The 23,121-nt window shown below is 42.0% G+C and carries 22 protein-coding genes and 1 pseudogene; 4 read left to right on the top strand and 19 right to left on the bottom strand.

The window, feature by feature from the left end; genetic code table 11:
* Positions 1–150: 150 nt before the first annotated feature.
* From ACZW67_RS09815 to ACZW67_RS09805, 3 genes are all read right to left on the bottom strand, one after another.
* A complete protein-coding gene (locus tag ACZW67_RS09815) occupies positions 151–699 on the bottom strand; it encodes a porin family protein (RefSeq protein WP_201589130.1) in 549 nt (182 codons plus the stop codon).
* A 211-nt stretch (positions 700–910) separates the two neighbouring features.
* Entirely contained in the window at positions 911–1,450 is a 540-nt protein-coding gene (locus tag ACZW67_RS09810) for a porin family protein (protein WP_201589127.1), read from the bottom strand.
* Between the two features lie 97 nt (positions 1,451–1,547).
* Positions 1,548–2,093 (bottom strand): porin family protein, encoded by a 546-nt coding sequence (locus tag ACZW67_RS09805; RefSeq protein WP_465183104.1) that lies wholly within the window; start codon positions 2,091–2,093, stop codon positions 1,548–1,550.
* Positions 2,094–2,410: 317 nt separating this feature from the next.
* Between ACZW67_RS09805 and ACZW67_RS09800 the strand changes: the two genes are divergently transcribed.
* A complete protein-coding gene (locus ACZW67_RS09800; RefSeq protein WP_465183103.1) occupies positions 2,411–3,643 on the top strand; it encodes an 8-amino-7-oxononanoate synthase in 1,233 nt (410 codons plus the stop codon).
* A 176-nt stretch (positions 3,644–3,819) separates the two neighbouring features.
* Positions 3,820–4,629: a methyltransferase domain-containing protein gene (locus ACZW67_RS09795; protein WP_465183102.1), complete on the top strand. Its 810-nt coding sequence runs from the start codon at positions 3,820–3,822 to the stop codon at positions 4,627–4,629.
* 320 nt (positions 4,630–4,949) lie between these two features.
* On the opposite strand, the gene dnaK is transcribed toward ACZW67_RS09795, so the two are convergent.
* Together dnaK and grpE are read right to left on the bottom strand one after the other, a co-directional pair.
* Complete coding sequence (gene dnaK / locus ACZW67_RS09790; protein ID WP_465183101.1) at positions 4,950–6,893, bottom strand: molecular chaperone DnaK; 1,944 nt, start codon at positions 6,891–6,893, stop codon at positions 4,950–4,952.
* 256 nt (positions 6,894–7,149) lie between these two features.
* Positions 7,150–7,749: a nucleotide exchange factor GrpE gene (gene grpE / locus ACZW67_RS09785; RefSeq protein WP_197099449.1), complete on the bottom strand. Its 600-nt coding sequence runs from the start codon at positions 7,747–7,749 to the stop codon at positions 7,150–7,152.
* 363 nt (positions 7,750–8,112) lie between these two features.
* Between grpE and ACZW67_RS09780 the strand changes: the two are divergent.
* A pseudogene (locus tag ACZW67_RS09780) lies at positions 8,113–9,336 on the top strand (alpha/beta hydrolase).
* On the opposite strand, the gene ACZW67_RS09775 reads toward ACZW67_RS09780, so the two are convergent.
* Positions 9,321–10,466, bottom strand: coding sequence for a metallophosphoesterase (locus tag ACZW67_RS09775; RefSeq protein ID WP_465183100.1), 1,146 nt, complete (start codon positions 10,464–10,466; stop codon positions 9,321–9,323). The pseudogene ACZW67_RS09780 and the gene ACZW67_RS09775 sit on opposite strands and share 16 nt — an antisense overlap.
* 40 nt (positions 10,467–10,506) lie before the next feature.
* Entirely contained in the window at positions 10,507–11,490 is a 984-nt protein-coding gene (locus ACZW67_RS09770; protein ID WP_465183099.1) for a metallophosphoesterase, read from the bottom strand.
* A 381-nt stretch (positions 11,491–11,871) separates the two neighbouring features.
* Here ACZW67_RS09770 and ACZW67_RS09765 point away from each other — a divergent pair, with 381 nt between their 5' ends.
* Complete coding sequence (locus ACZW67_RS09765) at positions 11,872–12,237, top strand: hypothetical protein (RefSeq protein ID WP_465183098.1); 366 nt, start codon at positions 11,872–11,874, stop codon at positions 12,235–12,237.
* A gap of 46 nt (positions 12,238–12,283) precedes the next feature.
* On the opposite strand, the gene ACZW67_RS09760 is transcribed toward ACZW67_RS09765, so the two are convergent.
* The 12 genes from ACZW67_RS09760 to ACZW67_RS09705 all read right to left on the bottom strand — a co-directional run bounded on the left by ACZW67_RS09760 (position 12,284) and on the right by ACZW67_RS09705 (position 22,891).
* Positions 12,284–12,745 carry a thiol-disulfide oxidoreductase DCC family protein gene (locus tag ACZW67_RS09760; protein WP_465183097.1) on the bottom strand — a complete coding sequence of 154 codons (462 nt, stop codon included), beginning with the start codon at positions 12,743–12,745 and terminating at the stop codon, positions 12,284–12,286.
* Position 12,746: 1 nt separating this feature from the next.
* The gene (locus ACZW67_RS09755; protein ID WP_465183096.1) at positions 12,747–13,616 is read right to left on the bottom strand and encodes a fatty acid desaturase family protein; all 870 of its coding nucleotides are present in this window, start codon (positions 13,614–13,616) and stop codon (positions 12,747–12,749) included.
* Positions 13,617–13,732: 116 nt separating this feature from the next.
* Positions 13,733–14,188, bottom strand: a complete 456-nt coding sequence (locus ACZW67_RS09750) for a hypothetical protein (protein ID WP_465183095.1) — start codon at positions 14,186–14,188, stop codon at positions 13,733–13,735.
* A gap of 113 nt (positions 14,189–14,301) precedes the next feature.
* The gene (locus ACZW67_RS09745; RefSeq protein WP_465183094.1) at positions 14,302–15,009 is read right to left on the bottom strand and encodes an NMCC_0638 family (lipo)protein; all 708 of its coding nucleotides are present in this window, start codon (positions 15,007–15,009) and stop codon (positions 14,302–14,304) included.
* Positions 15,010–15,036: 27 nt separating this feature from the next.
* Positions 15,037–16,005 (bottom strand): epimerase, encoded by a 969-nt coding sequence (locus ACZW67_RS09740; RefSeq protein ID WP_465183093.1) that lies wholly within the window; start codon positions 16,003–16,005, stop codon positions 15,037–15,039.
* A gap of 19 nt (positions 16,006–16,024) precedes the next feature.
* Positions 16,025–16,525, bottom strand: a complete 501-nt coding sequence (locus ACZW67_RS09735) for a hypothetical protein (protein ID WP_465183092.1) — start codon at positions 16,523–16,525, stop codon at positions 16,025–16,027.
* Between the two features lie 130 nt (positions 16,526–16,655).
* Entirely contained in the window at positions 16,656–17,792 is a 1,137-nt protein-coding gene (locus tag ACZW67_RS09730; RefSeq protein WP_465183091.1) for an SRPBCC family protein, read from the bottom strand.
* Between the two features lie 106 nt (positions 17,793–17,898).
* Positions 17,899–18,852: a fatty acid desaturase family protein gene (locus tag ACZW67_RS09725; RefSeq protein WP_465183090.1), complete on the bottom strand. Its 954-nt coding sequence runs from the start codon at positions 18,850–18,852 to the stop codon at positions 17,899–17,901.
* A 154-nt stretch (positions 18,853–19,006) separates the two neighbouring features.
* Positions 19,007–19,525, bottom strand: coding sequence for a GbsR/MarR family transcriptional regulator (locus ACZW67_RS09720; RefSeq protein ID WP_110922156.1), 519 nt, complete (start codon positions 19,523–19,525; stop codon positions 19,007–19,009).
* Between the two features lie 167 nt (positions 19,526–19,692).
* On the bottom strand, positions 19,693–20,331 hold the full coding sequence (locus ACZW67_RS09715) for an L-threonylcarbamoyladenylate synthase (RefSeq protein ID WP_465183089.1): 639 nt from the start codon (positions 20,329–20,331) through the stop codon (positions 19,693–19,695).
* A 155-nt stretch (positions 20,332–20,486) separates the two neighbouring features.
* Entirely contained in the window at positions 20,487–21,731 is a 1,245-nt protein-coding gene (gene dprA / locus ACZW67_RS09710; RefSeq protein WP_465183088.1) for a DNA-processing protein DprA, read from the bottom strand.
* A 62-nt stretch (positions 21,732–21,793) separates the two neighbouring features.
* Positions 21,794–22,891: a LysM peptidoglycan-binding domain-containing protein gene (locus tag ACZW67_RS09705; RefSeq protein WP_465183087.1), complete on the bottom strand. Its 1,098-nt coding sequence runs from the start codon at positions 22,889–22,891 to the stop codon at positions 21,794–21,796.
* Positions 22,892–23,121: the final 230 nt, after the last annotated feature.

Below are 23,121 nucleotides of genomic sequence, written 5' to 3'. Positions count from 1 at the left end.
AAATCATCAATCTATGATGTTCACAGCTTAATAAACATGAGAGAAAGTATAAAAATACAACGCAAAAAAAACGCACCTCGAAGGATGCGTTTATTACTTCTTCAACAAGCATGACTTTGAAAATATCAAAGTAAAAATTATAAATTCATATTAGAATTTGTAGTGTGCACCAACAGTCAATAGAGTTACATCTTCAGCAACATAGTCATATTCAGCTTCAACGCTCATGTTAGGGTTGAAGTTATAACCTAGACCGATACCACCAGCAACACCACTATCGCTATCACTGCTGCTGCCAGAGTTTCCAAAATTATCACTAATATTTACGTCAATCTCAGCTTTAGCAAAGCCTAGCTTACCTTTGGCATATAGACCAGTATTAGGGAATTGATAACGAGCAGTACCATAAGCACCGTAAGTCTTAAGATCATATTCGCCTTTAAGATTGCTATTACCTGTATCAACATCAGTGTCGTTAGAGCCTACATACTCAATTTCAGCACCAAAGTTAGAATCGAAATTATAACCAGCATAAATACCATAAGCAGTAGGATCATCTAGATCATCAGCATCCACTAAAAATTTACCAACTTTAACACCAACGTAAGGCTGACCTGCATAGTTAACAGCCGCTTGTGCGCTAACACTCATTAAAGAACCTACTGACAATGCGATCAAAGCTTTTTGTAAGGTATTCATATATCTTCCTGTTAAATAAAACTAAAATGTAGTCTGAATAAACATAACAGAGCATATAATTTAGATGAACTATTGTTGAATTCAGGATTCTAGCAGAACATTATTTTTAATGCACTACTTTTTAATGATTCTTAGAATATTAAATTTTCACGCATAAAAAACGCACCCCAAAGGATGCGTTTTTTTATTCATTGTACAGCTAGTCAAACATTTAGAACTTGATGTTTGCACCAACAGTCATAAGATCTGTATCACTACCTAACATGTCATATTCTGCTTCTACGTTGAAGTTAGGCGTTACTGAATAACCAAGACCTACACCACCAGCTAAGCTAGTATCGTTATCTTCGCCATCGTAAAATCCACCAAGGTCTGTGTTAGTAGCTTCGATTTCAGTTCTTGCTACACCAAGCTTACCTTTTGCATATAGACCGGTATCCGCGAACGCATGGCGATAAGTACCATAAGCACCGTAAGATTTAGCATCAATATCACCACCACGGTAATCAGCATCGTCTGAACCAACATATTCAGCTTCAAGACCAAAGTTAGGATCAAAGTTATAACCAGCATAAACACCATAAGCAGTTGGATCATCAGCGTTATTGATATCTAGATCAAACTGACCGACTTTAGCACCAACATACGGCTGACCAGTATAGCCATTACCATAAGAACCAGCAGCTTGTGCGCCCATGCTTAATAAAGAACCAGCTACTACTGCCATTAGAGTTTTTTGTAGAGTTTTCATTTTATTTCCTTAAAATTATATTTTCGATCGGTTATATATTATCTGTATGAGAAAAGTCCATCAGACAAACCTTCAATAAAAAGGTTTAAAAAAGTATTTAGAATTTTAATTGAGCACCAACGGTCAATAGTTTGGCATCAACGTCGCTGTCCATCATTGAGTATTCAGCTTCGACACCAAAATTAGGATTGACTGAATATCCAAGACCTACACCACCAGCAATACCGGTATCACTGCTAGAATTTGAGACTTTAACCAAACCATTGGTATAGTCACCTTCCACTTCAGTTTTAGCCACACCTAGCTTACCTTTAGCGTACAAGCCAGTATTTGGGAACTGATAACGTGCGGTACCATATGCGCCATAAGTTTTGGCATCTAGGTCACCGTTTCTGTAATCAGCGTCATCTGAGCCGACGTACTCAGCTTCAACACCGAAAGTAGAATCGAAGTTGTAACCACCATAGACACCATAAGCAGTAGGATCATCTGCATTATCAATATCTAAGTCGAACTGACCGACTTTGGCACCGATATACGGTTGGCCAGTATAACCATTACCATAAGATACAGCGGCTTGTGCACCCATGCTTAATAAAGAACCCGCTGCTAGCGTGATTAGAGTTTTTTGTAGAGTTTTCATTATTAGCTCCTTAATATCAATTTAAACAAACAAGTTATTTACTTATACTGGCTTTTATAGCCCTATCGTCCTGCTCACTAACGATGAATGTAATAGTAACAAACTATTTCATAGACTCTGTCAGTATTTTACGGTATGAGAGTTAAGATTTGCAATTTTTCATCAGTGAGCGGGTTACAAAGGCTAGGATATGAAACCTTTTGTTACAACCAGCCTGTTTATGCAATAATCCATACTCATTTTGCCCTCTTCCTATTAAAAAACTAAGCTTAAAATACTTTAAATGCTATCAAATAACAAAAATGAAGGAAGAAAGAATGACCAATCTTATCACTGATCGTTTACAAGTAGCACTCGAAGACCTCAGAGCAACCCAACAATATCGTCAATTGCCAAACCTGCAACATAAGGGGCAATATGTCATGAGCGAGGGTAAAGCTTTGCTCAACATTGCGAGTAATGACTATCTTGGCTTGGGCGGTGATATCGAATTGCAAACTGAGTTTCTTAATCAAATAGAACAACTACCTACTGCACAGACACCTAAAATGAGTGCCACTTCCTCACGGCTCCTCACAGGCAGTGATATACAGCTGCAAGCATTAGAAGCTGAATTACAAAGCTGGTATCAAAGTGCCACCGATAAGCAAAATACATCTGCTTCAAAATCAGTGTTGGTATTGAACAGTGGCTATCATGCCAATCTTGGTATCTTGCCAGCATTGACGACTTTACCAGTCAAGACACTTATTTTGGCTGACAAGCTGGTACATGCCAGTATTATCGATGGGTTGCGTCTGAGCCAAAGCAAACTGGTCACCTATCGTCGTTACCGTCACAACGATTACCAGCATTTGGCCAGATTCATTGAGCAAGCAGATGAAACGGTTGAGCGCATCATCATTGTCACTGAGAGTATTTTTAGTATGGATGGCGACCGCGCTGACTTACCTCAGTTGGTGCAGTTAAAAGCCAAAGATGCCCGTATCGAGCTGTATGTCGATGAGGCTCATGCTGTCGGGATATTGGGTAATACTGGCTTGGGCTTAGCAGAAGAAACAAATACGTTGCCCGATATTGATTACTTGGTGGGAACGTTTGGGAAAGCCTTTGCTTCAGTTGGCGCTTATATCATGTGTGATGAGGCCGTCAAACACTGGCTGATTAATACGATGCGCCCACTGATTTTTAGTACGGCATTACCCCCTATCAATCATGCCTGGACACGCTTTATCTTAGCCAAAATGCCGATGTTGACTGAGCAACGTATGCATTTAGCGCAATTGTCTATCACACTGAGCCAAGCTATCGACCCACAACACCGTGTATCACCTACTGCTCAACGTATCAGTTATGACTCTCCTATCATTCCTTATATATTGGGCGATAATGCGCGTGCGCTTGCTAAAGCGAACCAGTTACAAGCAGCAGGGTTCTACGCCTTGCCTATTAGACCACCCACTGTTCCTGAAAACACTGCTCGTATTCGCTTAGTCATGAATGCCAAGCTGACCAATGAAGACTGCGAACGGCTAATACAACAGTTATAATTCCACTCTCTAGCAGGGACAATGGTCCCACTATAGTCGATTCAATTTAAAAGTAGTACAAGGCAACCGAACATAGATGTATATTTAATACTTCAAGCGAGGTTAACGCAGTAATATTTTTATAGTGGAATGACTATATCGATTGATAACTGGCTCAATTGGATGTAATACACTCTATGAAAAAACTCGACACACCTGATGACCTCAGTGCTAGAAAGCAAACTATCGCTCGTCATTTTGCGAGTGCTGGTGACTATGACCAACATGCCAATATTCAGCAGCAGGTCTGTCAGTACTTACTTGCTAATATTACTCAGGCTAAACAAAACAGTATATTAGAAGTTGGCGCAGGTACAGGTCAAATGACACGACTGCTCGCTGATCATATACAGAGCGAGCACTGGGTCATTAATGAGTTATGTAGTGAGCAAGCTGCTACATTACAATCCATATTGCCAACTGCTGACATCGTCATTGGTGATGCTGAGACCATAGATTTGGAGACAAATCATAGCTTGATAGTTAGTGCCAATGCCGTGCAATGGTTTGATAATCCGTTGAGTTTTGTCACGCAGTCTGCACGCCGTCTACAAGCTGGAGGCCAACTGGTCTTTAGTACCTTTACCCCAAATAACTTTTTGCAAATTAAGACGCTAACCGGTCAAGGACTCTACTATCCAGATATTAATGAATGGCAATTGGCATTAGATAGTACTGGCTTTGAGAATATTGAACTTTCAACTCAACGCTTTGATTTACCATTTCCAACCCCCTACGCTATCCTAAAACATATGAAACTGACTGGCGTATCAACCAATCAGACACAAGTACAATCAGATAACACCCAGACCTTTATGTGGACAAAGTCACGTCTGCAAAAATTTGAGTCAGACTATTGGCAACACTTCTCAGTGCAAGATGAGGAAGGACAGCCTTGTGTAAATTTAACGTATGAGGTGCTGACAGTGAGTGCCTTTAAACCTTAATCATGCAACTTATATAGTCGATGAAATACTCAACCGCTACGGCGTTACCCTCCTTAGATGTACTACTTGTACAATCTGCAGTCGGCTACCTTGTACCCGTTTTAGAGTTCTTTGAATATAGTAGAAGTAATGACAACTCATAGAAATATTAGCCATAAAAAAACGCACCCCAAAGGATGCGTTTTTTAGTTTAACGACTTATCGATTTGTATCGACTATACCATTTTCAAAAACTTGAGTAGCAAGGAAAACGAGCGTAAGTACTACATTAAGTAGACTAAGCGAGTTTGACGTAGCTAATCGCGTTTTTGGGTTTGGTACTATTTTTTATCTTCGTCTACTTCAGTAAACTCAGCATCAACAACGTCGTCATCAGCTTGGCTGCTATCTGCTGCACCGTCAGCACCTTGTTGGAACTGGCTTGGATCCATACCTTCTGCACCAGCGCCTGCATCAGCATAAATCTTCTGGCTAACTGGTAGGAAAGCATTATCTAACGCTTCAAGCTTGGCTTTGATGTCATCATGATCATCTTCTTTAGCAGCGGCTTCAAGCTCAGTGATAGCAGTCTCAACTGAAGATTTTTCTTCGTCAGACACTTTATCTGCTGCTTCTTTTAGTGCTTTTTGTACGGCATGAATGCGGCCATCTGCTTCGTTACGAACTTGCGCTAGGTTAGCGAATTTCTCATCTTCAGCAGCATTGGCTTCTGCATCACGAACCATTTGTTCAACTTCTTCGTCCGACAAGCCAGAATCCGCTTTGATTTGGATGCTTTGTGCTTTACCAGTACCTTTATCAGTTGCTGAGATGTTCATGATACCGTCAGCATTGATGTCAAAAGTTACTTCGATCTGTGGCAGACCACGTGGTGCTGGTGGAATGTCCGTCAAATCAAAACGACCAAGCTGTTTATTTTGGTTAGCGATTTTACGCTCACCTTGATACACCTGAATCGTTACTGCTGGCTGGTTGTCTTCGGCCGTTGAGAATACTTGTGATTTCTTAGTAGGAATCATCGTGTTTTTCTCGATAACTGGCGTCATTACACCACCCATCGTTTCAATACCTAGTGTCAGTGGCGTCACATCAAGTAGCAATACGTCAGTTTTGTCACCAGACAATACGGCACCTTGAATGGCTGCACCAGCGGCTACGGCTTCATCAGGGTTCACGTCTTTACGTGGCTCTTGACCGAAGAATTCTTGTACTTTTTGCTGTACTAGTGGCATACGAGTCTGACCACCAACTAGGATAACGTCATCGATATCGCCAATTTTTAGGCCAGCATCTTCAAGAGCAATTTTACAAGGGCCCATAGTACGTTGTACTAGTTCTTCCGTTAGGCTTTCCAGTTTTGAGCGGCTGATCGTAACAACCAAATGCTTAGGACCACTGCTATCAGCAGTAATATAAGGCAGGTTCACTTCAGTGCTTTGAGCGCTTGATAGCTCAATTTTTGCTTTTTCTGCGGCTTCTTTTAGACGCTGCATCGCAAGAGAGTCACCTTTTAGGTTAACGTCTTGGGCTTTTTTGAACTCGTCTACTAAGAAGTCAATCAACGCTGAGTCAAAGTCTTCGCCACCAAGGAAAGTATCACCGTTGGTTGCAAGTACTTCAAATTGCTGCTCGCCATCAACGTCAGCGATTTCGATGATTGATACATCAAAAGTACCACCACCCAAGTCATATACAGCAACAGTACTATCGCCTTGCTTCTTGTCCATACCATAGGCAAGAGCAGCAGCAGTTGGTTCGTTGATGATACGTTTTACATCAAGACCAGCGATTTTACCCGCATCTTTAGTTGCTTGACGCTGTGAGTCATTGAAGTAAGCAGGTACCGTTACAACTGCTTCAGTTACGCTTTCACCAAGATAGTCTTCTGCTGTTTTTTTCATTTTTTTCAAGATTTCAGCAGAAACCTGTGGTGGCGCTAATTTTTTGCCGTTGATTTCTACCCATGCATCACCGTTATCTGCTTTAGCGATTTTGTAAGGCACCATACCGATGTCTTTTTGCACGACTTTGTCATCAAAACGACGACCGATCAAACGCTTGATTGCAAACAACGTGTTGTTTGGGTTCGTTACCGCTTGACGCTTAGCTGACTGACCAACGAGGATTTCGTCATCTTTATAAGCGACGATCGATGGCGTTGTGCGAGTGCCTTCAGCATTTTCGATGACTTTAACTTTGTCACCTTCCATTACTGCTACACATGAGTTCGTTGTACCTAAATCAATACCAATTACTTTACCCATAATCAAATGCTCCTAATTTATTTTCAATATAAATACTTATATGTTCAGACCATAGTCGGTCACTTGTTGCTATATATCGGTTTACTTATTAATTTTTTCAAGTCAAAAGCCACGCAAAAATTACCTTTTATGTGACTTTTTGTGAAAACCCTTACTAATAATGAGGTTTAGCACAATTAAAAACTAATTGTTCACTGCTTATATAATAAAGCGATGACTTCAAACGCCACTGTCTCAAGCAATATTGGCTTAAATACTATTGACCGACACGTACCATTGCTGGGCGCAACAGACGACCATTCAAGCTATAGCCTTTTTGTAGTACGGTTCCAACGGTATCCGCTTCAGCGTCTGCATCAATACCGACGGCTTCATGAAGATCCGCGTTGAACTTTTCACCTTGTGGATCAACTGCTTCTACGCCGTTTTTGGTCAATAGCGCCAATAGGGCTTTGTGCGTCAATTGCACGCCTTCAGCTACTGGATCATTGGCATCAGCATTTTCCATGGCACGCTCTAAGTTATCAACAATATCTAATAGCTCTTTAGCGAATTTTTGTAGAGCAAATTTTTTGCTCTTTTCCGCTTCTTGCTCCATGCGTTTTTGCGCATTGTAAGCTTCTGCGTTGGCACGGGCAGTGGTTTCTTTGGCTTGCTTAACTTCGCCTTCTAACTCAGCGATGCGTGCTTTAAAAGTATCAAGATCGATATCGTTTTCGATAGTCATCTCTTCACCTGAGTTATTCTGTGGATCAAACTCTTTCATCGTTTCTTCTAAAATACTGTCAGTGTGGCCGACGTTGTCATTCGCCATGTTTTGCTCAGCAGATTCGTGGTTGGTGTTTTGCTCGCTCATGATAGCTCCTTAGAATGTAATAATGACGACTCATATAGGACGCAATAGATAGGCTCATCGCCAGTCATACTGCGACCTTATTAGATACTTAAAATATTTTGCTCATTGTTTTTATTAATGCGCTTTACTAGCTGCTTGATAAAGGTGATGAACATAAATTTCAAGCCTAAAACCAAGGATTTTTTACTTTAGAGTAAAGAATTACTAACTATTACCTTTAATAAGCATCTGTAGCGCCCTAACTCATAAACTATTAATGGCACTCTAGATGGTATTAAACAAGCAGCAGTGCTAAAATTTTTGACATACAACTTGGCTGTTGATAGTAATTCTAGCCACTTCTTTAACCCTGTGAGGAACCTCATGCCCATGCTAACGTTACCTGTATCACGCTACCGTAGACACGCCTTGCACTATGCGATAAAAAGCTTGGGCTACTTGCCAACTCCATTATTAGAGCGACTGAACCAGTCTCTAAATGCGCCTACCGTGGCAAAGTATCCACATGCAGATGCACATTTGCGTGCCATCATCGGTGCCAATAGAAAAATGAAACGCCCATTAACCGTATCTCAACTCACACAGATGCGCAAAAAGTTTGCTGTAGATGCGGTATCCATGCAATCGCCAAACGTTTGGCAGACGCAACCAAATAGCACACGGGTGCAAGCTAAAAGCCTGCAAGCTAAGAAAACAACCAGCCAGCAAATGCATTGGCAAGACAAAACGATTGCCAATGCCGATGGCGAAGACATGCAGATACGATGCTATGAGGCAGAGCAACAGAGCAATCCCGATAAAGTCGTGATGCTATTTATTCATGGTGGTGGGTTTTGTATCGGTGATATCGATACGCATCATGAATTTTGCCATACCGTCTGCCAGAAAACTGGCTGGGCAGTTGCGAGTGTCGACTATCGATTGGCGCCTGAACATACTGCTCCAACAGCTCTCAGAGATTGTTTAGCCGCTTATCTATGGCTATCAAAGCATTGTCATACGATGGGTGCGTTACCCTCTCGCATTGTTTTATCGGGAGACAGTGCAGGTGGTTGCCTTGCAATACTAGTGGCACAGCAAGTGATTTCACCTAACGAGGCACAGTGGCAGCAATTGAAGATACATGGCGCAACTGATATGCAAACCATCCAGCGCTTGCCACAGCCATTGGCGCAGCTGCCGCTTTATCCTGTGATCGACATTACCGCCGAACACCCTAGTTGAGCACTGTACGGCGAAAGGCTGTTTTTAGATCATAATGATGCTGAGGTGTTTGACGCCGCTTATGTGGGGCATAGTACCATCCCGCCAGAGCATGGCTTTGTTTCGGTGGCACGTGGTGATAGCACAGACATGTGCCCAAGCTATATCGTGGCCGCAGAGCTTGATATTTTGCGCGATGAAGCGCTTGATTATGCCGAACAGCTAAAAGCTAAAGGATATCCGGTTAAAGTCCATACAGTACTGGGCGCACCGCATGGCTTTATTCATTTGATGAGCATTCATAGTGGTCTAAACCACGAGGTCAATCACATTATCAATGATTTTGCTAAATGGGTACACACGCTGTGTCAGACTGCTGACTGAACAGTGATAAGCCATACCTCAGAGCGTGACCCCAATCGAAAAGGAATGCCCCAAAAGCCATAGCCTGATGACACCACAAAGTGCCCAAGCCCAATGGCCTCATAACCGTAACCCAAACGGTTGATGGCTCGCACAATAAAGTTGGCGGGAAATATTTGCCCATCATGTGTGTGACCTGACACCTGTAAATCAATAGGCAACTTGCTGTGTTCTATAATATCACTCGGTCTATGATCTAGTAGTATCACGGGCACAGTGGTATCTACTTGCGATAACAGCTCTGTGGTTGCGACTCGCTCACGCTTATGATTATCAAAACGCCCAATCAACCAAACTGGTTGGTCTTGATGGTTGATACACAGCACATCATCATTTAATAAATGCACGCCCGCGCTGCGTAACGAGTCACTAATCGGTCGCTCATGGCCATATAAATCATGGTTGCCTAGCGTGGCATACACACCTAAAGGCAATTGATCGCAAAGTTTGGTCAGGTTGGTCTGCATATCATATGCTGCATAGGCGTGTGTATTGTCATCCATGATATCGCCCGGCATCAACAACATATCAGCTCGCTGCTCAACAAGCAGACGACCTAATCTATCAATCGCACGATTCCCAAACAAGCAACCCAAATGTAAATCACTGGCCACTGCAATACGCAATTGTCCCTGCATAGACTTATTGATATGAATGGTGCGCTTCCTTACCACTGGCACATAAGCGCTATGTAAGGCGTAAACAAACAGTCCAACAAATAAAGCAAAGGCAAATACACGAAGGCCAAAATCGATGGTTTGTGGCTGTAGCGTAATGAGCAGACCAGTTGTGCCACCAAATACCATTATGCTTAATAAATAACTGCCATATACCGCACCGGTAAATCCAGCGGTAAGTATTATAAAATGCATCACTAGCATCCAGCCACTCACCCATCGGTAGCTATTTGCCAGCAATTTACTGGCGCTTAATAACAGCAAACCATTACTGACTATGAAGACAGATATCGTCACTGCCATCTGTAAAGCCGGGGTTGTCCAAGGCTGTAACCACCATCGCAAGCTGACTGCAGTGCCCAAGCTAAATAGTTGCAGCAAACCAATGATGACTGCAAAAAATACGTAGCGCATGGGCGTTCCTCTTTTGTTTTATCTTATTATATAATTGAACTTATGACTTTGCTGCCTGCAACGTAATCATCCAAATCTCTGAACGTGTGCCTAATCTAAAAGGCACTGCTCCTATACCATAACCTGACGTCACCAAAAACTGCGTATTCTCTATTGTTTTGGTGCCATAGTTTAGCGGTGAGAACCAATTCATCAGTATCGTTAATGGAAATATTTGTCCGCCATGGGTATGCCCAGACAGATGTAAATCAACTGGCAAAGCACTTATTTCATTCATGGCAGCTGGGCTGTGTTCCAAAAATATGACTGGCTTACTGGTATCAACTTGAGTGAGTAATTTTGCCGCCGTTGGGCGCATAGGATCGGTCTCATCTGATCGACCTACTAGCCATACTGAGTCATCAAGCAGGACACTTTTATTATCAATAACATTGATGCCTGCATCAGCCACGGCATTCGCAATTTTCACCTGATTTCCTGAATAATCATGATTACCCAAGACGGCATAAACACCAAGCGGTGCGTGCAGTTTTGATAGCTGCTCATGCATGTTATTTTTATCATAATAATAAGTCGTATCATTCATGATATCACCTGCCAGCACTACCACATCGGGATTTTGCAACTCAATCAGACTAGCAAGTTTATTCAGTTGCCGATTGCCAAACCATCTGCCCAAATGGGTATCAGATGCCAAAGCAATGGTCATCGGTTTGTTGAGTGGCTTATCTGTCGTAACCGTCAAGCGGTGTACCACAGGCGAATACGCATTAAATACAGCCAAGCTGACGATAGATACATAAGTCGTAAGCGCAAATACACGTATCAGCTTAGGGTGCAGTTTGTACTTGAATAGCCAATAAGAAAGTAACGCCACAGCCGCAACAACAATAGCGGCATAAACCATAAACCCTTGTAAAATACTGACAACCATGTAGACGTGAAAACGCTCACGCCAAAACTCACTCACGCCATAAACGAGTACAAGATTATTGATGATAAAAATACTTAGTACCAAAATCATTCTTACACTCTGGCGTTTTGGTTTGATCAACCACCAAAGCAGAATACAAGTTATGAGGGCGAGTAATTGAGTCAAAACTGTAAAGAACCACATAATAGTGTCTGATGTATATAAAGATGACCCTATTTTACTTTAAATATTCTTTTTTCTACATATAGTCAATTTTTTTCATCAAAACTCCATATGCTTTACATCAAAACTGATCAGCTTAGCTTGTATAATTAATGATAAATAGTGAGCGTATAAATTGAGCTAAGAATAAAGGTGAAAGGATGCATAAACGCTGGGGGTTTTGGACACTTTGGGTTTGTATTAGTGCAATAGCAGGTTTTGTATGGGGGGGTTGCATTAAATGATAATTCTTGGTTATCTATAGCTGGCATGGCGACAGGAATTAGCTGCTTTATTATCTTCTATACGTTGCTTGATGATTTTGCACGTAAAAATCAGTGGCATCGGTTTATAGCAGCATTACAGAAAGGCGTCTATATAAAAGCAGGATTACAGATTCTGAATCTGGTTACACCTATTTTCCCTTTTATATCGCCAGAGATTTTGGCAGGGGTAGCGGCTATCTATATCGTTGAACTTCTAAGGTTGGATTTTCACCAACCCTTCTTATCAAGTTTTGTCATGACATTAATAACTGGTGCTTTATTGTCATTATGCGTCGGGGTTATCAGTCTTATTATTCTTTTGGTATCAAATAAGAAAGCACATGCTATTACGACAAATGACATGTCGTAAAGCTGCTTTCCGTAGAACTGTCTTAATTGTTTTTGATAGAACTGCCTTAACGTTTGTCTGGCGCTATTTTGCAAACACCATTTTCGCACGCTTGCAGGACTGCTATGCCATACACCATCTTGGTCACCCAGTTTGGAATTCGATAACGATTGCGAGCGACATACGGATAAACAAAGTTCCCCAGTTGTTTGACCACTGGCAAAAACAACAACTGTGACCATTTAACGCCGCCCGTCTTATATAGCAGACGTACAGCATCCATGTGTGTGTACCAATTGCCATAGCTGTCTTTCATACACATATACGTCATCGCATCCTCACGGCTAAATCCTGCGACCGCCAGCTCATCTAACCCCTCCTCTACAGGAACTAATCGTATCTTCTCCGGTTGACGTTTTTTCATATTATGCGCCTCGGTGCTGCATATCACGCACGCATCGTCGTAGTACATGGTAATAGATAAATTCGCTTGCTCTCTGTAACTGTTGATATGGTTTTGGATAATCATGTTACGACTCCTTTATGAGTGATACCTCAGTATTAAGACTATTAGATTTTTTGTTCATGTTAACTACTGGATACTTATTGACTGGTACTAAAAAAGGAATGACGGGTTGCTGCGTCCACTGCGGTGCAGCGGCATCTAAGCGCTTAGCCAGTATTGGTAAGTGATTAGTTGGTACTGCTGGGAACAGATGATGCTCGATGTGATAGAGCAAGTTAAGAGTCAGTAGATTAATCAGCGGACGGCGCTCACTGCGGGCATATACCACGTCATCACAACCATGATGTACGCTCCATACGGCAAAAAACCCAACCATCGTATTGGCCAATATCATTACCAATACGTGATAGATCAAAACTGGATGCATCGTGATAAAAGCAGCGGCAATCACTGCGAAAATGAGCAACATATCACAGGCAACGAGAATACGATTGCGACGGCTACCATGCGTCAGGCCAAACCACTGAATCGCAATCGAAAAAATCCCGCCGCCCAATATTGCCTGATACCACGGCAAGCGTGCCCAGTTACCCTCAACGTCACTGTCTCCCAGCGGATCTCGATGATGATTGAGATGTGTGTGCCGAATAGCATGCGTGCTACAGAGCATCGTAATACTGAGAAAAAACAGCATGAGCTCAGTGGCGAGCACTCCTACTCCCAACGTTCGATGATAACAATCATGTGCTTGTCTGAGCGCAGCAGTGAAAAAGAAAAAAGTCGCCACAAGTGCAAGTAACCACCACCCTTGCCACGCGCTCCACCATGACAGCAATAAAAAAGGTAACGATAAAAAAATATTATAAACAGTCTCGCTCAGACTAAGCTGACGCAAATCTTGCCATTCAATACTGGTTAACGAAGGATGACGCATGATGTTCTCCTTACTTAATGATAAGCAGTAGCTGTCTTACTAGCGCGACCACTTAATTTAATTGGCTTAGTGTTATTTATTTTATTTCTGTCAAAAGTGAAATATTTAGATAAATTTTATTTGTGTTTAGGTAGTGCGATAAGACCTGTAGCTATGGCACTCGCGCCGCCGATACAACAAAATAGGACTACTCCTATTACAGAATCTATCGAATACGACTCTAGCAAAAACCAAACTATGCATAGAAACGTGCTCATGAAACCAATTGCAAATAAGGGAAATACATTTCTTATAGAATCGAAAAAGATCTCAAGTTTGTATGCACTATAGCCAGTTAATAATGCAGGCAATAGACCCAGAAAAAAACCAAAAACTGCACCAGCTGCTAGCATTTTAATAAAATCTGGAACATCTTGTATAGAAGCACCTCCTTCAATCACAGACAACACACTAATACATAAGGGAATAATCAAGCCGCCTATCGCACCACCTAACAACCCATATAGCCCTATTACTTTACCCTTCAGATAGTTGGATACCGTAACTGTAGCGCTGTTCTCAATATCGCTCATAAAAACCTCTATTTTGTTTCACATGAAACTTAAATTGCAGAAGACAAATCAATTAAGTTTCACATGAAACATCATCTACAAAAAACTTAATCGTTCAATAACTAAAGCTATATTCATTCTTGAATCATAGATGCTGTAAATAAGGCCTGTACATCAGCATCGGCAGAGCTATCAGTAGTCAGCATGAATAGCATTTTTCTTTGCGCTCCTTGTTGGGCCCATTCATACGATAGCGTCGTTCTTTCTCCTGATATCGTTGTCTGTTTACTGTTATCTCTTTCATTAGAAGTTAATGGACTGGGCGCACTAGCAAACATATTGCTAAATTGTTTTTCAACTACTTGTGAATTGGCCTTATTCGCATATACGGCGCACATGCTTTTTTCTTCTAGTAGTGTTAAAACAAAGGTTCCATGATCATCCGGCACTGGCCAAGCAGAGCCACTATGACCCTTTAAAAACTGCTTTGCTTGCACATCCGTTAGTTGCGGTAGGTCTTTGAGCTTGTCACGCAATTCATCCAAGTTAGGTAAATACTTGGCACATGTTGTGCTATATATATTTAAGAACGATTCTGCCTGAGCAGTTTGCATAGGACTGGTTGAACCAACAGTACCTAGTGCAGTCTGCCCTACTTCATTAACATTTTTATCTTCAATAGTAATGGCTTTAGATGTTTGAAGACTCCTTTCGTCTGCTAGATTATTGGTCTCTACTACAGATTCCTCGATACTACTCTCGCTATCATTTTTACTACAAGCTGACAAGAAAAAACCTGACAGCGTAGATATTAGAAGTAAACTAATTGTTCTGTTGTTCATAATTATTCCTAAAGTCCATTCGAAAATTTACTTCTGCCCTGCTAACGCTTGCTCTAGCGTTGGCTGCTGGAACTCATAACCTGCGTCCTGTAATGCTTGTGGTAATACTTTTTGACCATCTATCAATAGTGTCGACATCTCACCAAACATCAGCTTGAGTAAAAAATTCGGTAAGGTAAAAAAGGTCGGACGATGCAGCCATGCTCCAAGCGTTTTGGTAAAAGTATGATTACTTACTGGGTTTGGTGACGTTAAATTATATACAAACGCTGGCGTATCGTTTTCCGTTGCTGTTTTTAATAGATTATCCTGTGTAGCCTGACTTTGCGTATAACCAGCAAGATGCCGCTCAATGATAAATATCGCTGCTCCTACCCAATCCTCACGGCTGATCCAACTCATAATCTGCTGACCATTACCCAACTGACCACCGACACCCATTTTAAAAGGTGTCAAAAGCTTACCAACCATTCCGCCCTCAGGATGAATCACCACACCAGTTCGCACGATAGCCACAGGTACAGCATAGTCCGTTGCTGTCAAAGCTAGCTGCTCCCATTGCTCACATAACTGATGTGAAAAGTCGGTCTCAAAACCATTGCTTTCAGTCAATGGCTTATCACCTTGCACACCATACCAGCCAATCGCTGAGCCACTAACTAATAGCTTGGGTTTGGTACTGGTGCGGACGATAAATGCCAGTATTGATTCGGTCGGTTTAATACGACTGGCAAGCAACTGCTCTTTGCGCTCATCACTCCAACGCGAGTCGGCAATGCCTGCGCCTGCTAGATTTAAAATTACGTCAAAGGTATTTTCTGTTTTTGATAGCTCGTCATAAGTCATCATTTCAATATTACTGGGATGTGCTTGGCTATCATCACGTGTCAGCCAAGTAACATGTAGGTCTCTATCAGCCTGTTGATAACGCTTCTGAATCTCTTCACTGAACGCACTACCCAAAAACCCTGAACCGCCACTGATTAGAATATTCATGCTCTACTCCCTATGTGTATTATTTTTCAGTAAAACGTAACCCGTTATAGTTATCGTCTTCTTTTTTAGCCTTTATATCAAAACGACTTTTACATACTTTTGGTAAAGCAATGCAGCTGGCGATCGCTGAGTTGATTGCACCAAATAATCCTATGGCAATCATAAATGCCAATAGCACGCCAACTTCTATTAATGAGTTTATGCCTAAATACAAAACGATTGCACCCATATAACATGCGGATGTTGCGAACCCAACTAAGAATGTCGTGCGTAGACTCTTATGATCACCGCGCCATATCTGTTGACTAGCAACGATCATACCCGTTAATAAAGCAGGAATAAAACCCAGTAAACCAACATATAGCAATGGCTGATAACCTATTTGAGCAAAATCAGCATCCCTAAATATGAATAACAAGAACAGCTGCGCTACCAGCCCACCAACCAAGCTACCAACCCCTGCAAACAGAACAATCACTTGTAGATAAGGGTACGCACCTAACTCATTATTCGTTTTCATTCTATTTATCCCATTAACAGTCATCGTTAATTTAGTATAAATATGGCGTTGGCAAAGCCCATGAAATTACTGTGGATAATTGATGGATAGTGATTTGTAGAACACTACTACTTATAATCGTTTTATTTTCTTAAGTATTCTCTAGCCGATTTTTATACAAGCCAAGCGTGTCTTCCACGAACTCGTCCATGACCCATTTACCCCAAAAACCAGCGTAAAAATTCATATTAGTACTGATACGATAAGTCACGTTGAAAGTAAGTTTGGTCGTAGTATGATTGACTGGTTCAAGATCATACTGCCCATGCAATAGCTTAAAATGCTCACCGTTAATAGTGACATGATCATCTAGCGTTTTTGGCGGTACTGAGTTTGGATAAAAAACAAATTGCCAGCGCAACTGACGATTGGGAATTTGTGAAATTAAAGGCTCATCAAATTTGATACCACCATGCCATTCACACTTACGCACCCATTGATTATTTTCCCAAATAGTAATTGCTGACTTAGGCGTAGGCACTTGCATAAAAGGTAAGAGTTGGCTCTCTTGATAAAAGCCTGCAGGTTCAATATTGTCAATGTTATTAATAGTCTGCCAAACCTGTTCAGGTGTCGCATTAATCAAGATGGTATCAGTCACTTGATAGGTTTCTGGCATGGGCTCAAGAGGTGCAAACAATACTAACAACGGCAATAGCGCGACACTATATAATGCCTTAGTTTTCCACACCTTTAGACACAGCAGCCTCATACTAAGTCCACCAAGTAACAAAGCCACATAGATGGCTGGTGAGGCCATAACAATACAAATAGTACCTTCCTTGAGTATGGGTACTGAAATAATCAAAATACCCACTATCAACCAAAACGTAAGTAAGAACACTCGACCAACACTAATAGGCTTACGGTAGCTGGCAAGGTATACCATTGTTGCGCCAATAAACACAGGCACACCCACTAAAAACTGCATACTGAGCAAGTTATTTCCGTCTTCCGCAACTTTATAACAAAAGATAAACTCTAATAACATCAGTCCAAGCATAACTGCTATGGGTAATAATTTGCGTACGGTTGAACGTGGGACATAATCTTTCTCGACTGAGTTTTCTACCTGCTCAGCGTCACTTTGTTCTGAAATATGCATCGTTGTAGTCACTTCATCTTCTGGTAAGCACGTCGCAGGTGCAATATCACTGTCCTTGTTGTCGTTATTGTTATCATTATTTAAAGAACACTGATTATCATTTTTATCAAAATCTGAACCCATGACGATATCCTTAGAGACAGTTTTTCAGCTATTTTTCCAGTCGATTAGCTCAAGCGTTCAACATATTCTTCTAACGTAGGCAATGCTGACATACCTGTCCATTCTACTAAGCAAAATGCTTACGAATAGGACATTCACTATCATTACTATTTTGATCTTTATCTTTCAACTTACTCGCATAATGATTTATAAATTCCATCACAGTCGTCATATTTGGTAATACATGTGCCTTAGTCAGATGTGGTGCTGCTGCATCTAAACGCTTGGCAAGCTCAGGTAAATTATTGGATGGCACAGCAGGAAATAGATGATGTTCTACGTGATATAACAAGTTAAAAGTCAGCAAGTTGACCAAAGGATTGCGCTCAGTTCGGGCGATTGTCTCATCACAATCATGATGCACGCCCCACACGGCGATAATGCCGACACTCGCATTGGCCAACATCATCGTCAGTAGATGATATATCAACACTTGCGCCAACATTGCAATAGCAGGAACAGCTACAGGAAGCACAGTCAATACCAGCGCAGTGATAATAACAAGGAAAATCAAGCCAAACTCTAACCAAGCAATACGTTGGTTACGACGGCTGCTAAGAAGCAGTCCTTGGCGATAAATATCCAATCGATACGTTATCCCGCCAAGCAGCGCTTGCCACCATGAACCTTTTGCCAAACGGCCTTCGATATCACTGTCACCCAATGGATTGCGGTGATGTTCCATGTGGGTGGCTCGAATGCTGTGCAAACTGGTCATCAATAGTACGCTAAGCAATAGCAATATCGCGGTGGTCGCGCGCTTACCTGTCCCCAAACTATGGTGATAGCCATCATGCGCTTGGCGAAAAGCAGCAGCGAAAAACAAATAAGAAGCGCCACATGCCATCACATACCAAGACTGGCTGGCGAACCACCAAGACAACAGTAAAAATGGATAAGGCAGAATGAGGTTATAAGCAATTTGAGCCCGCGTTAGTTGGCGCAAATCCTGCCACTCAACTGAAGCCATTGCATGTTTAATGGCTGGCTCTTTATTAGCGTGTGTCTTATTTGCATTCATTTTACACATCCATTTGTCGTTGCTGTTTCTTGCTGCTATTTTTATCGAAACTCGTACCACTTAAACTTGGCTAGCCTTTATGCTTTTTACATAAATTTCTGTCGAAACAGAAATAGTTACTCAAATTTTTTATTTTAGATAACACATATCACTATCAACGTAGAATTTTTTTAATACTCGCGCCCAATTTAAGGACTTTTTTGAGGATGCTTGTGGGTAGCTTGAGCATCTCAGCAGACCAAGTGGTGAGCGTACTAACGAACTCTTGGGTGTCACGGATGCGTGCTTTTACGTCGCTGTTTTCGTGTTCGAATTCAGGACTGTCCATCAGCTCTTGTAAGAATTGCACCGTTGGCTCTAATTCGCGCTTTTGTCGTTCAACCACAATGATGCGTGCCAGCTCCCAAACGTCAGTATTGGTCGTGAAGTGATCACGACGATCACCCAATATGGAGACTTTTTGTACCAAGCCCCAATGCTGCAACTCTTTGATACTGTTTGAGACGTTAGAACGAGCCACGCCAAGTGTTTCGGTAATTTCTTCAGCATTTAGCGGCTTACCAATGATAAATAATAGCGCATGAATCTGTGACATAGTGCGATTGACACCCCACTGCGAGCCCATCTCACCCCAATGTAAGATAAATTTTTCGGTCACAGGATTTAGTTTCATAGTAGCTATTCACTTATTTTTTTGCGATATGGCTTATTTCTTGGTTGTTCTGCTTATTAACTTATCTTGCGCCATTCTTTTATTTCTGTCAATAGTGAAATATAAAAACAATACCTATCATTTGTATGATGACGCTGAACTCATTATATTTAAATGACTGCTACTCTCTAACGAATGATTAAGCCAGTGGTTGCATCGCGAATTTGACTAGGCAAGGTATAGCCCAACGTATCAGCTTGTAAGTAACTGATGTGCTCGCCAAAATAGGCATAAGCATCGTCGAAGGTCATGGCAGGCTGCTGTCCTGATGGATTGCAGCTGGTAGAGACCAACAGTCCAAATGGATTGTGTGCGCTGACCAATTGCTGGCACAACTGACGAATAATAGGATGAGCAATGACCCTTACTGCGACTGTCTGATACTGCCCCGTTATCCAAGAAGGAATAGTAGTAGCCAGTGTCTGAGGAATAGGCAACAACCAAGTATGCGCTTGCTTATATTGCAAACCATCATCGTTATTATGGCCATTATCTATCTGCCAACTCTTTAAAATAGGGTCGCGCTGTTCATCCGTTAAAGACGATAGCAAAGGAGCCAAACGTTCTGCGCTGTCGGTAATGACGATCATCCCTTTGGCTTGCGGACGCTGTTTGATGTCTAAGATACGCTGGACGGCTGCTTCGTCGTAGGCATCACAGCCAATACCCCAAACGCTTTCAGTTGGATATGCGAGCAGTTTCCCATCTTTTAGCCACTGTGCAGCTAGTGTTGGAGAGTCAGTGATAAGCGGAGTAGATTGATTCATGGTATGCACAGTTCAGAATAGTAGAAATGAATCATCAATAATATCATGCACAGCAGAATAACTAAGTGGCAGAAGTTTAAATATCTCTAAAATTGGTCTGCTAGTATCTCTAGGCATACACAAGTATGGATACTTATTCTAAAGGTAGAGATGGCTTATACGCGCAAATAACGCCCGCCTTGGACACTGATAAAGCCCAACAGCTCAAGCTCCATTAGCTGCCCAATCAATTGCGGTGGTGCAAGCGCAGTTGCTACGATAAGCGCGTCTAAATCCTGTCCATGCCAATCAAGCTGCTCATAAACAGGCGTCAAATGCTCAGGTACTACGATAGCGCTAGGAGAAGTTTTGATGTTAGAGGGTGACGAAGTAACATGGCTAGATGCTACTTCACTTCTATCCACACCTATCATTTTTTGGGATGAATTGTCATTCGATTGCGATACGGATACGCTTGTTGTTTTATAAGAACCACGTTCATAGTTCAACTGACCGCTGACATCTTCTAAGACTTGCTGAGGATGATAAATCAAAGTGGCACCTTCACGTATTAAGTGATGACAGCCTTCAGCATTGCTATTGTCAATATGACTTGGAATCGCAAAGACTTGCTTGCCTTGCTCAGAGGTAAGGCGTGCAGTAATGAGTGAGCCGCTTTGGACTGTGGCTTCTGTCACGATAGTCGCCAGCCCAAGTCCAGCGACCAAACGGTTACGACGTGGAAAAGTATGTTTGTGCGGCTGAGTATGAGGCAATAGCTCACTGATAATGCAGCCACCTTGATCGATAATCTGAGCGAACAACTTATCATGATGGTTGGGATAATTGACATCAATGCCCGTACCCATCACCCCAATCGTGCGGCCTTGATAGTCAACATCCGCTTGAGCTAGTGCCCCTAAATGCGCTCGTTTATCCACACCCATGGCTAGCCCACTGGTAATGATATAGCCTGCCTGTGCCAAATATTGAGCGATATCAAAAGTAATTTTCTGTGCATGTGCCGTGGGTTTTCGGCTTCCGACGATAGCGATTTGTGCTTGATGCAGACGCGAATGATTGCCACGATAAAATAGTAATGGCGGTGGATCATAGATTTGTAAGAGTTGGGCGGGATAGTCAGATTCGTCAGCAAATAGTAGACCATAGCGTCTCTCTATAAGTGCTTGCTGAATTTTATCGATATTGGCTTGTGTTTGCTCTGGCTGTTCATGACGTTTGAGATGAGTATGATGAATACCTGCTTGCCGCCATGCTTCTACTTTGGCTTGCCAAGCAAGCTCTGCATTTCCAAAGGAAGTAAGTAGCTTGTGATAAGCAGATAATGACGCATTCACTTCATACCACAGCGCCAGTACGGCGCGCTGATCGTCTGTTAAAGAAGAAGTGACTGCTGTCATAGTCCTTTATCTCTTATAGGTGGATTTGGAATGGTTAGCCTTCCGATAATCCTGTTGCTTCCTTATAGATAAGGAGGTGGTAGTAACTGGTCACCGACATTAAGCGGTAGCTCAGAACTAAGCACATAAGCATAGCTAATATGGTCAAACGTATTGAAGACCATTAACATACCTGTTTGTTCATTTGGCAGGCGTACAGGCGTATCTTCATCTTTGATATCACGTACCAAAGCACCTTTTTGATAGACCGTCAGAACATCACCAGGCTTAGCACCTTCGGTACTACCTAGATTGATAGCTACCACACTGCCCTTCGCGGCTGAACTGATTGAATCCATTACACGTACAATCATACCGCCACGACTGGTACTAGCAGGCGTTGGGTAAAACACAGGTGGAATAGAGTTATTCAATTCAACAAATACGCGGTCACCTTCACGTACTTCTTTGCCATAACTGTCGGTAAGCTGCAAGCTAGTAACACCATTGGTTTCGGTAGATGTGACCAAACCCGTTGCCACTTGCGTGACTTCTAAACCAATAATGTTTTTCGTCGTGGGATCAGTATATAACTCGCCTTCACGATAGATACCGTAGCGCTGACCGACGATAAGCGGCACACCTTTAGCATATATCTTGTCACCAGTTGCAGTGATTAAGTTACCTTTTTTAGAGGCCAATATATAAGGAGTCGTATTAAAATCTTGTGGATTGACAATAACTGTCTTATCTAGCCAATGTTGAATAGCAGACTGAGGAATAGAAGGAATACTGTTAGCAGTTGAGGTAACAGTTACTCTATTAGCAACCACATTGCCCGTAAGTTGCTTTTCAACACCAGCACAACCTTCACCTGTATCCACACCAATGAGCGTCTGACCTTTAATCACACATAAGATAAGAATGTCATTAGGATAGATAAGATTGGGGTTTTTGATTTGCTTATTGGTCGCCCAAATCTCTTTCCAGCGCCATGGACTATCCAGATAGCGCCCTGAGATATCCCACAACGTATCACCTTTTTTGACAGTGTAACGATTGGGTGCATCTGCTTTAAGAGTGGGTGGTGGATTGTTAGCATGGGCAGTGCTCATCAGCATCGCACTGCTAAATGTCGTCAGTAACAGTGCTTTTGCTATCTTGTTTAAGCTCATCTTCATTGTTATATCCACAATATGTACCGCTATTATCGCCATTAAAATCGCACTTAAGTCTATTTTTCTAGAAGCTCTTTGTTCGATACTTAAGCAAATAAGCCAGCATCAAAATCCAAAAAAACTATAGACTTAAAGTTGCATTTATTGTGACGCCTAGAGGGCAGCTGTTCAGTGTAGTTGACTGGTTTTATTCCTAAAAAAGCGCCTAGCACAATGATGACTCGCCGACGCTG

The sequence above is a fragment of the Psychrobacter sp. TPE 89C genome (genome assembly GCF_055522395.1).
Note: the sequence above shows the minus strand (reverse complement) of the source record. Positions and strands in the feature narration are given on the sequence as shown.

What these genes read in the sequence shown, in the direction of transcription:
- ACZW67_RS09750 (WP_465183095.1), bottom strand. Translation starts at nt 14,188, where the DNA reads ATGAGCGATATTGAGAACAGCGCTACAGTTACGGTATCCAACTATCTG.
- ACZW67_RS09740 (WP_465183093.1), bottom strand. Translation starts at nt 16,005, where the DNA reads ATGAATATTCTAATCAGTGGCGGTTCAGGGTTTTTGGGTAGTGCGTTC.
- ACZW67_RS09735 (WP_465183092.1), bottom strand. Translation starts at nt 16,525, where the DNA reads ATGAAAACGAATAATGAGTTAGGTGCGTACCCTTATCTACAAGTGATT.
- ACZW67_RS09745 (WP_465183094.1), bottom strand. Translation starts at nt 15,009, where the DNA reads ATGAACAACAGAACAATTAGTTTACTTCTAATATCTACGCTGTCAGGT.
- ACZW67_RS09760 (WP_465183097.1), bottom strand. Translation starts at nt 12,745, where the DNA reads ATGATTATCCAAAACCATATCAACAGTTACAGAGAGCAAGCGAATTTA.
- ACZW67_RS09755 (WP_465183096.1), bottom strand. Translation starts at nt 13,616, where the DNA reads ATGCGTCATCCTTCGTTAACCAGTATTGAATGGCAAGATTTGCGTCAG.
- ACZW67_RS09765 (WP_465183098.1), top strand. Translation starts at nt 11,872, where the DNA reads ATGGCGACAGGAATTAGCTGCTTTATTATCTTCTATACGTTGCTTGAT.
- ACZW67_RS09720 (WP_110922156.1), bottom strand. Translation starts at nt 19,525, where the DNA reads ATGAAACTAAATCCTGTGACCGAAAAATTTATCTTACATTGGGGTGAG.
- ACZW67_RS09805 (WP_465183104.1), bottom strand. Translation starts at nt 2,093, where the DNA reads ATGAAAACTCTACAAAAAACTCTAATCACGCTAGCAGCGGGTTCTTTA.
- ACZW67_RS09725 (WP_465183090.1), bottom strand. Translation starts at nt 18,852, where the DNA reads ATGAATGCAAATAAGACACACGCTAATAAAGAGCCAGCCATTAAACAT.
- grpE (WP_197099449.1), bottom strand. Translation starts at nt 7,749, where the DNA reads ATGAGCGAGCAAAACACCAACCACGAATCTGCTGAGCAAAACATGGCG.
- dprA (WP_465183088.1), bottom strand. Translation starts at nt 21,731, where the DNA reads ATGACAGCAGTCACTTCTTCTTTAACAGACGATCAGCGCGCCGTACTG.
- ACZW67_RS09810 (WP_201589127.1), bottom strand. Translation starts at nt 1,450, where the DNA reads ATGAAAACTCTACAAAAAACTCTAATGGCAGTAGTAGCTGGTTCTTTA.
- ACZW67_RS09795 (WP_465183102.1), top strand. Translation starts at nt 3,820, where the DNA reads ATGAAAAAACTCGACACACCTGATGACCTCAGTGCTAGAAAGCAAACT.
- ACZW67_RS09715 (WP_465183089.1), bottom strand. Translation starts at nt 20,331, where the DNA reads ATGAATCAATCTACTCCGCTTATCACTGACTCTCCAACACTAGCTGCA.
- ACZW67_RS09705 (WP_465183087.1), bottom strand. Translation starts at nt 22,891, where the DNA reads ATGAAGATGAGCTTAAACAAGATAGCAAAAGCACTGTTACTGACGACA.
- ACZW67_RS09815 (WP_201589130.1), bottom strand. Translation starts at nt 699, where the DNA reads ATGAATACCTTACAAAAAGCTTTGATCGCATTGTCAGTAGGTTCTTTA.
- ACZW67_RS09800 (WP_465183103.1), top strand. Translation starts at nt 2,411, where the DNA reads ATGACCAATCTTATCACTGATCGTTTACAAGTAGCACTCGAAGACCTC.
- ACZW67_RS09730 (WP_465183091.1), bottom strand. Translation starts at nt 17,792, where the DNA reads ATGGGTTCAGATTTTGATAAAAATGATAATCAGTGTTCTTTAAATAAT.
- ACZW67_RS09770 (WP_465183099.1), bottom strand. Translation starts at nt 11,490, where the DNA reads ATGATTTTGGTACTAAGTATTTTTATCATCAATAATCTTGTACTCGTT.
- ACZW67_RS09775 (WP_465183100.1), bottom strand. Translation starts at nt 10,466, where the DNA reads ATGCGCTACGTATTTTTTGCAGTCATCATTGGTTTGCTGCAACTATTT.
- dnaK (WP_465183101.1), bottom strand. Translation starts at nt 6,893, where the DNA reads ATGGGTAAAGTAATTGGTATTGATTTAGGTACAACGAACTCATGTGTA.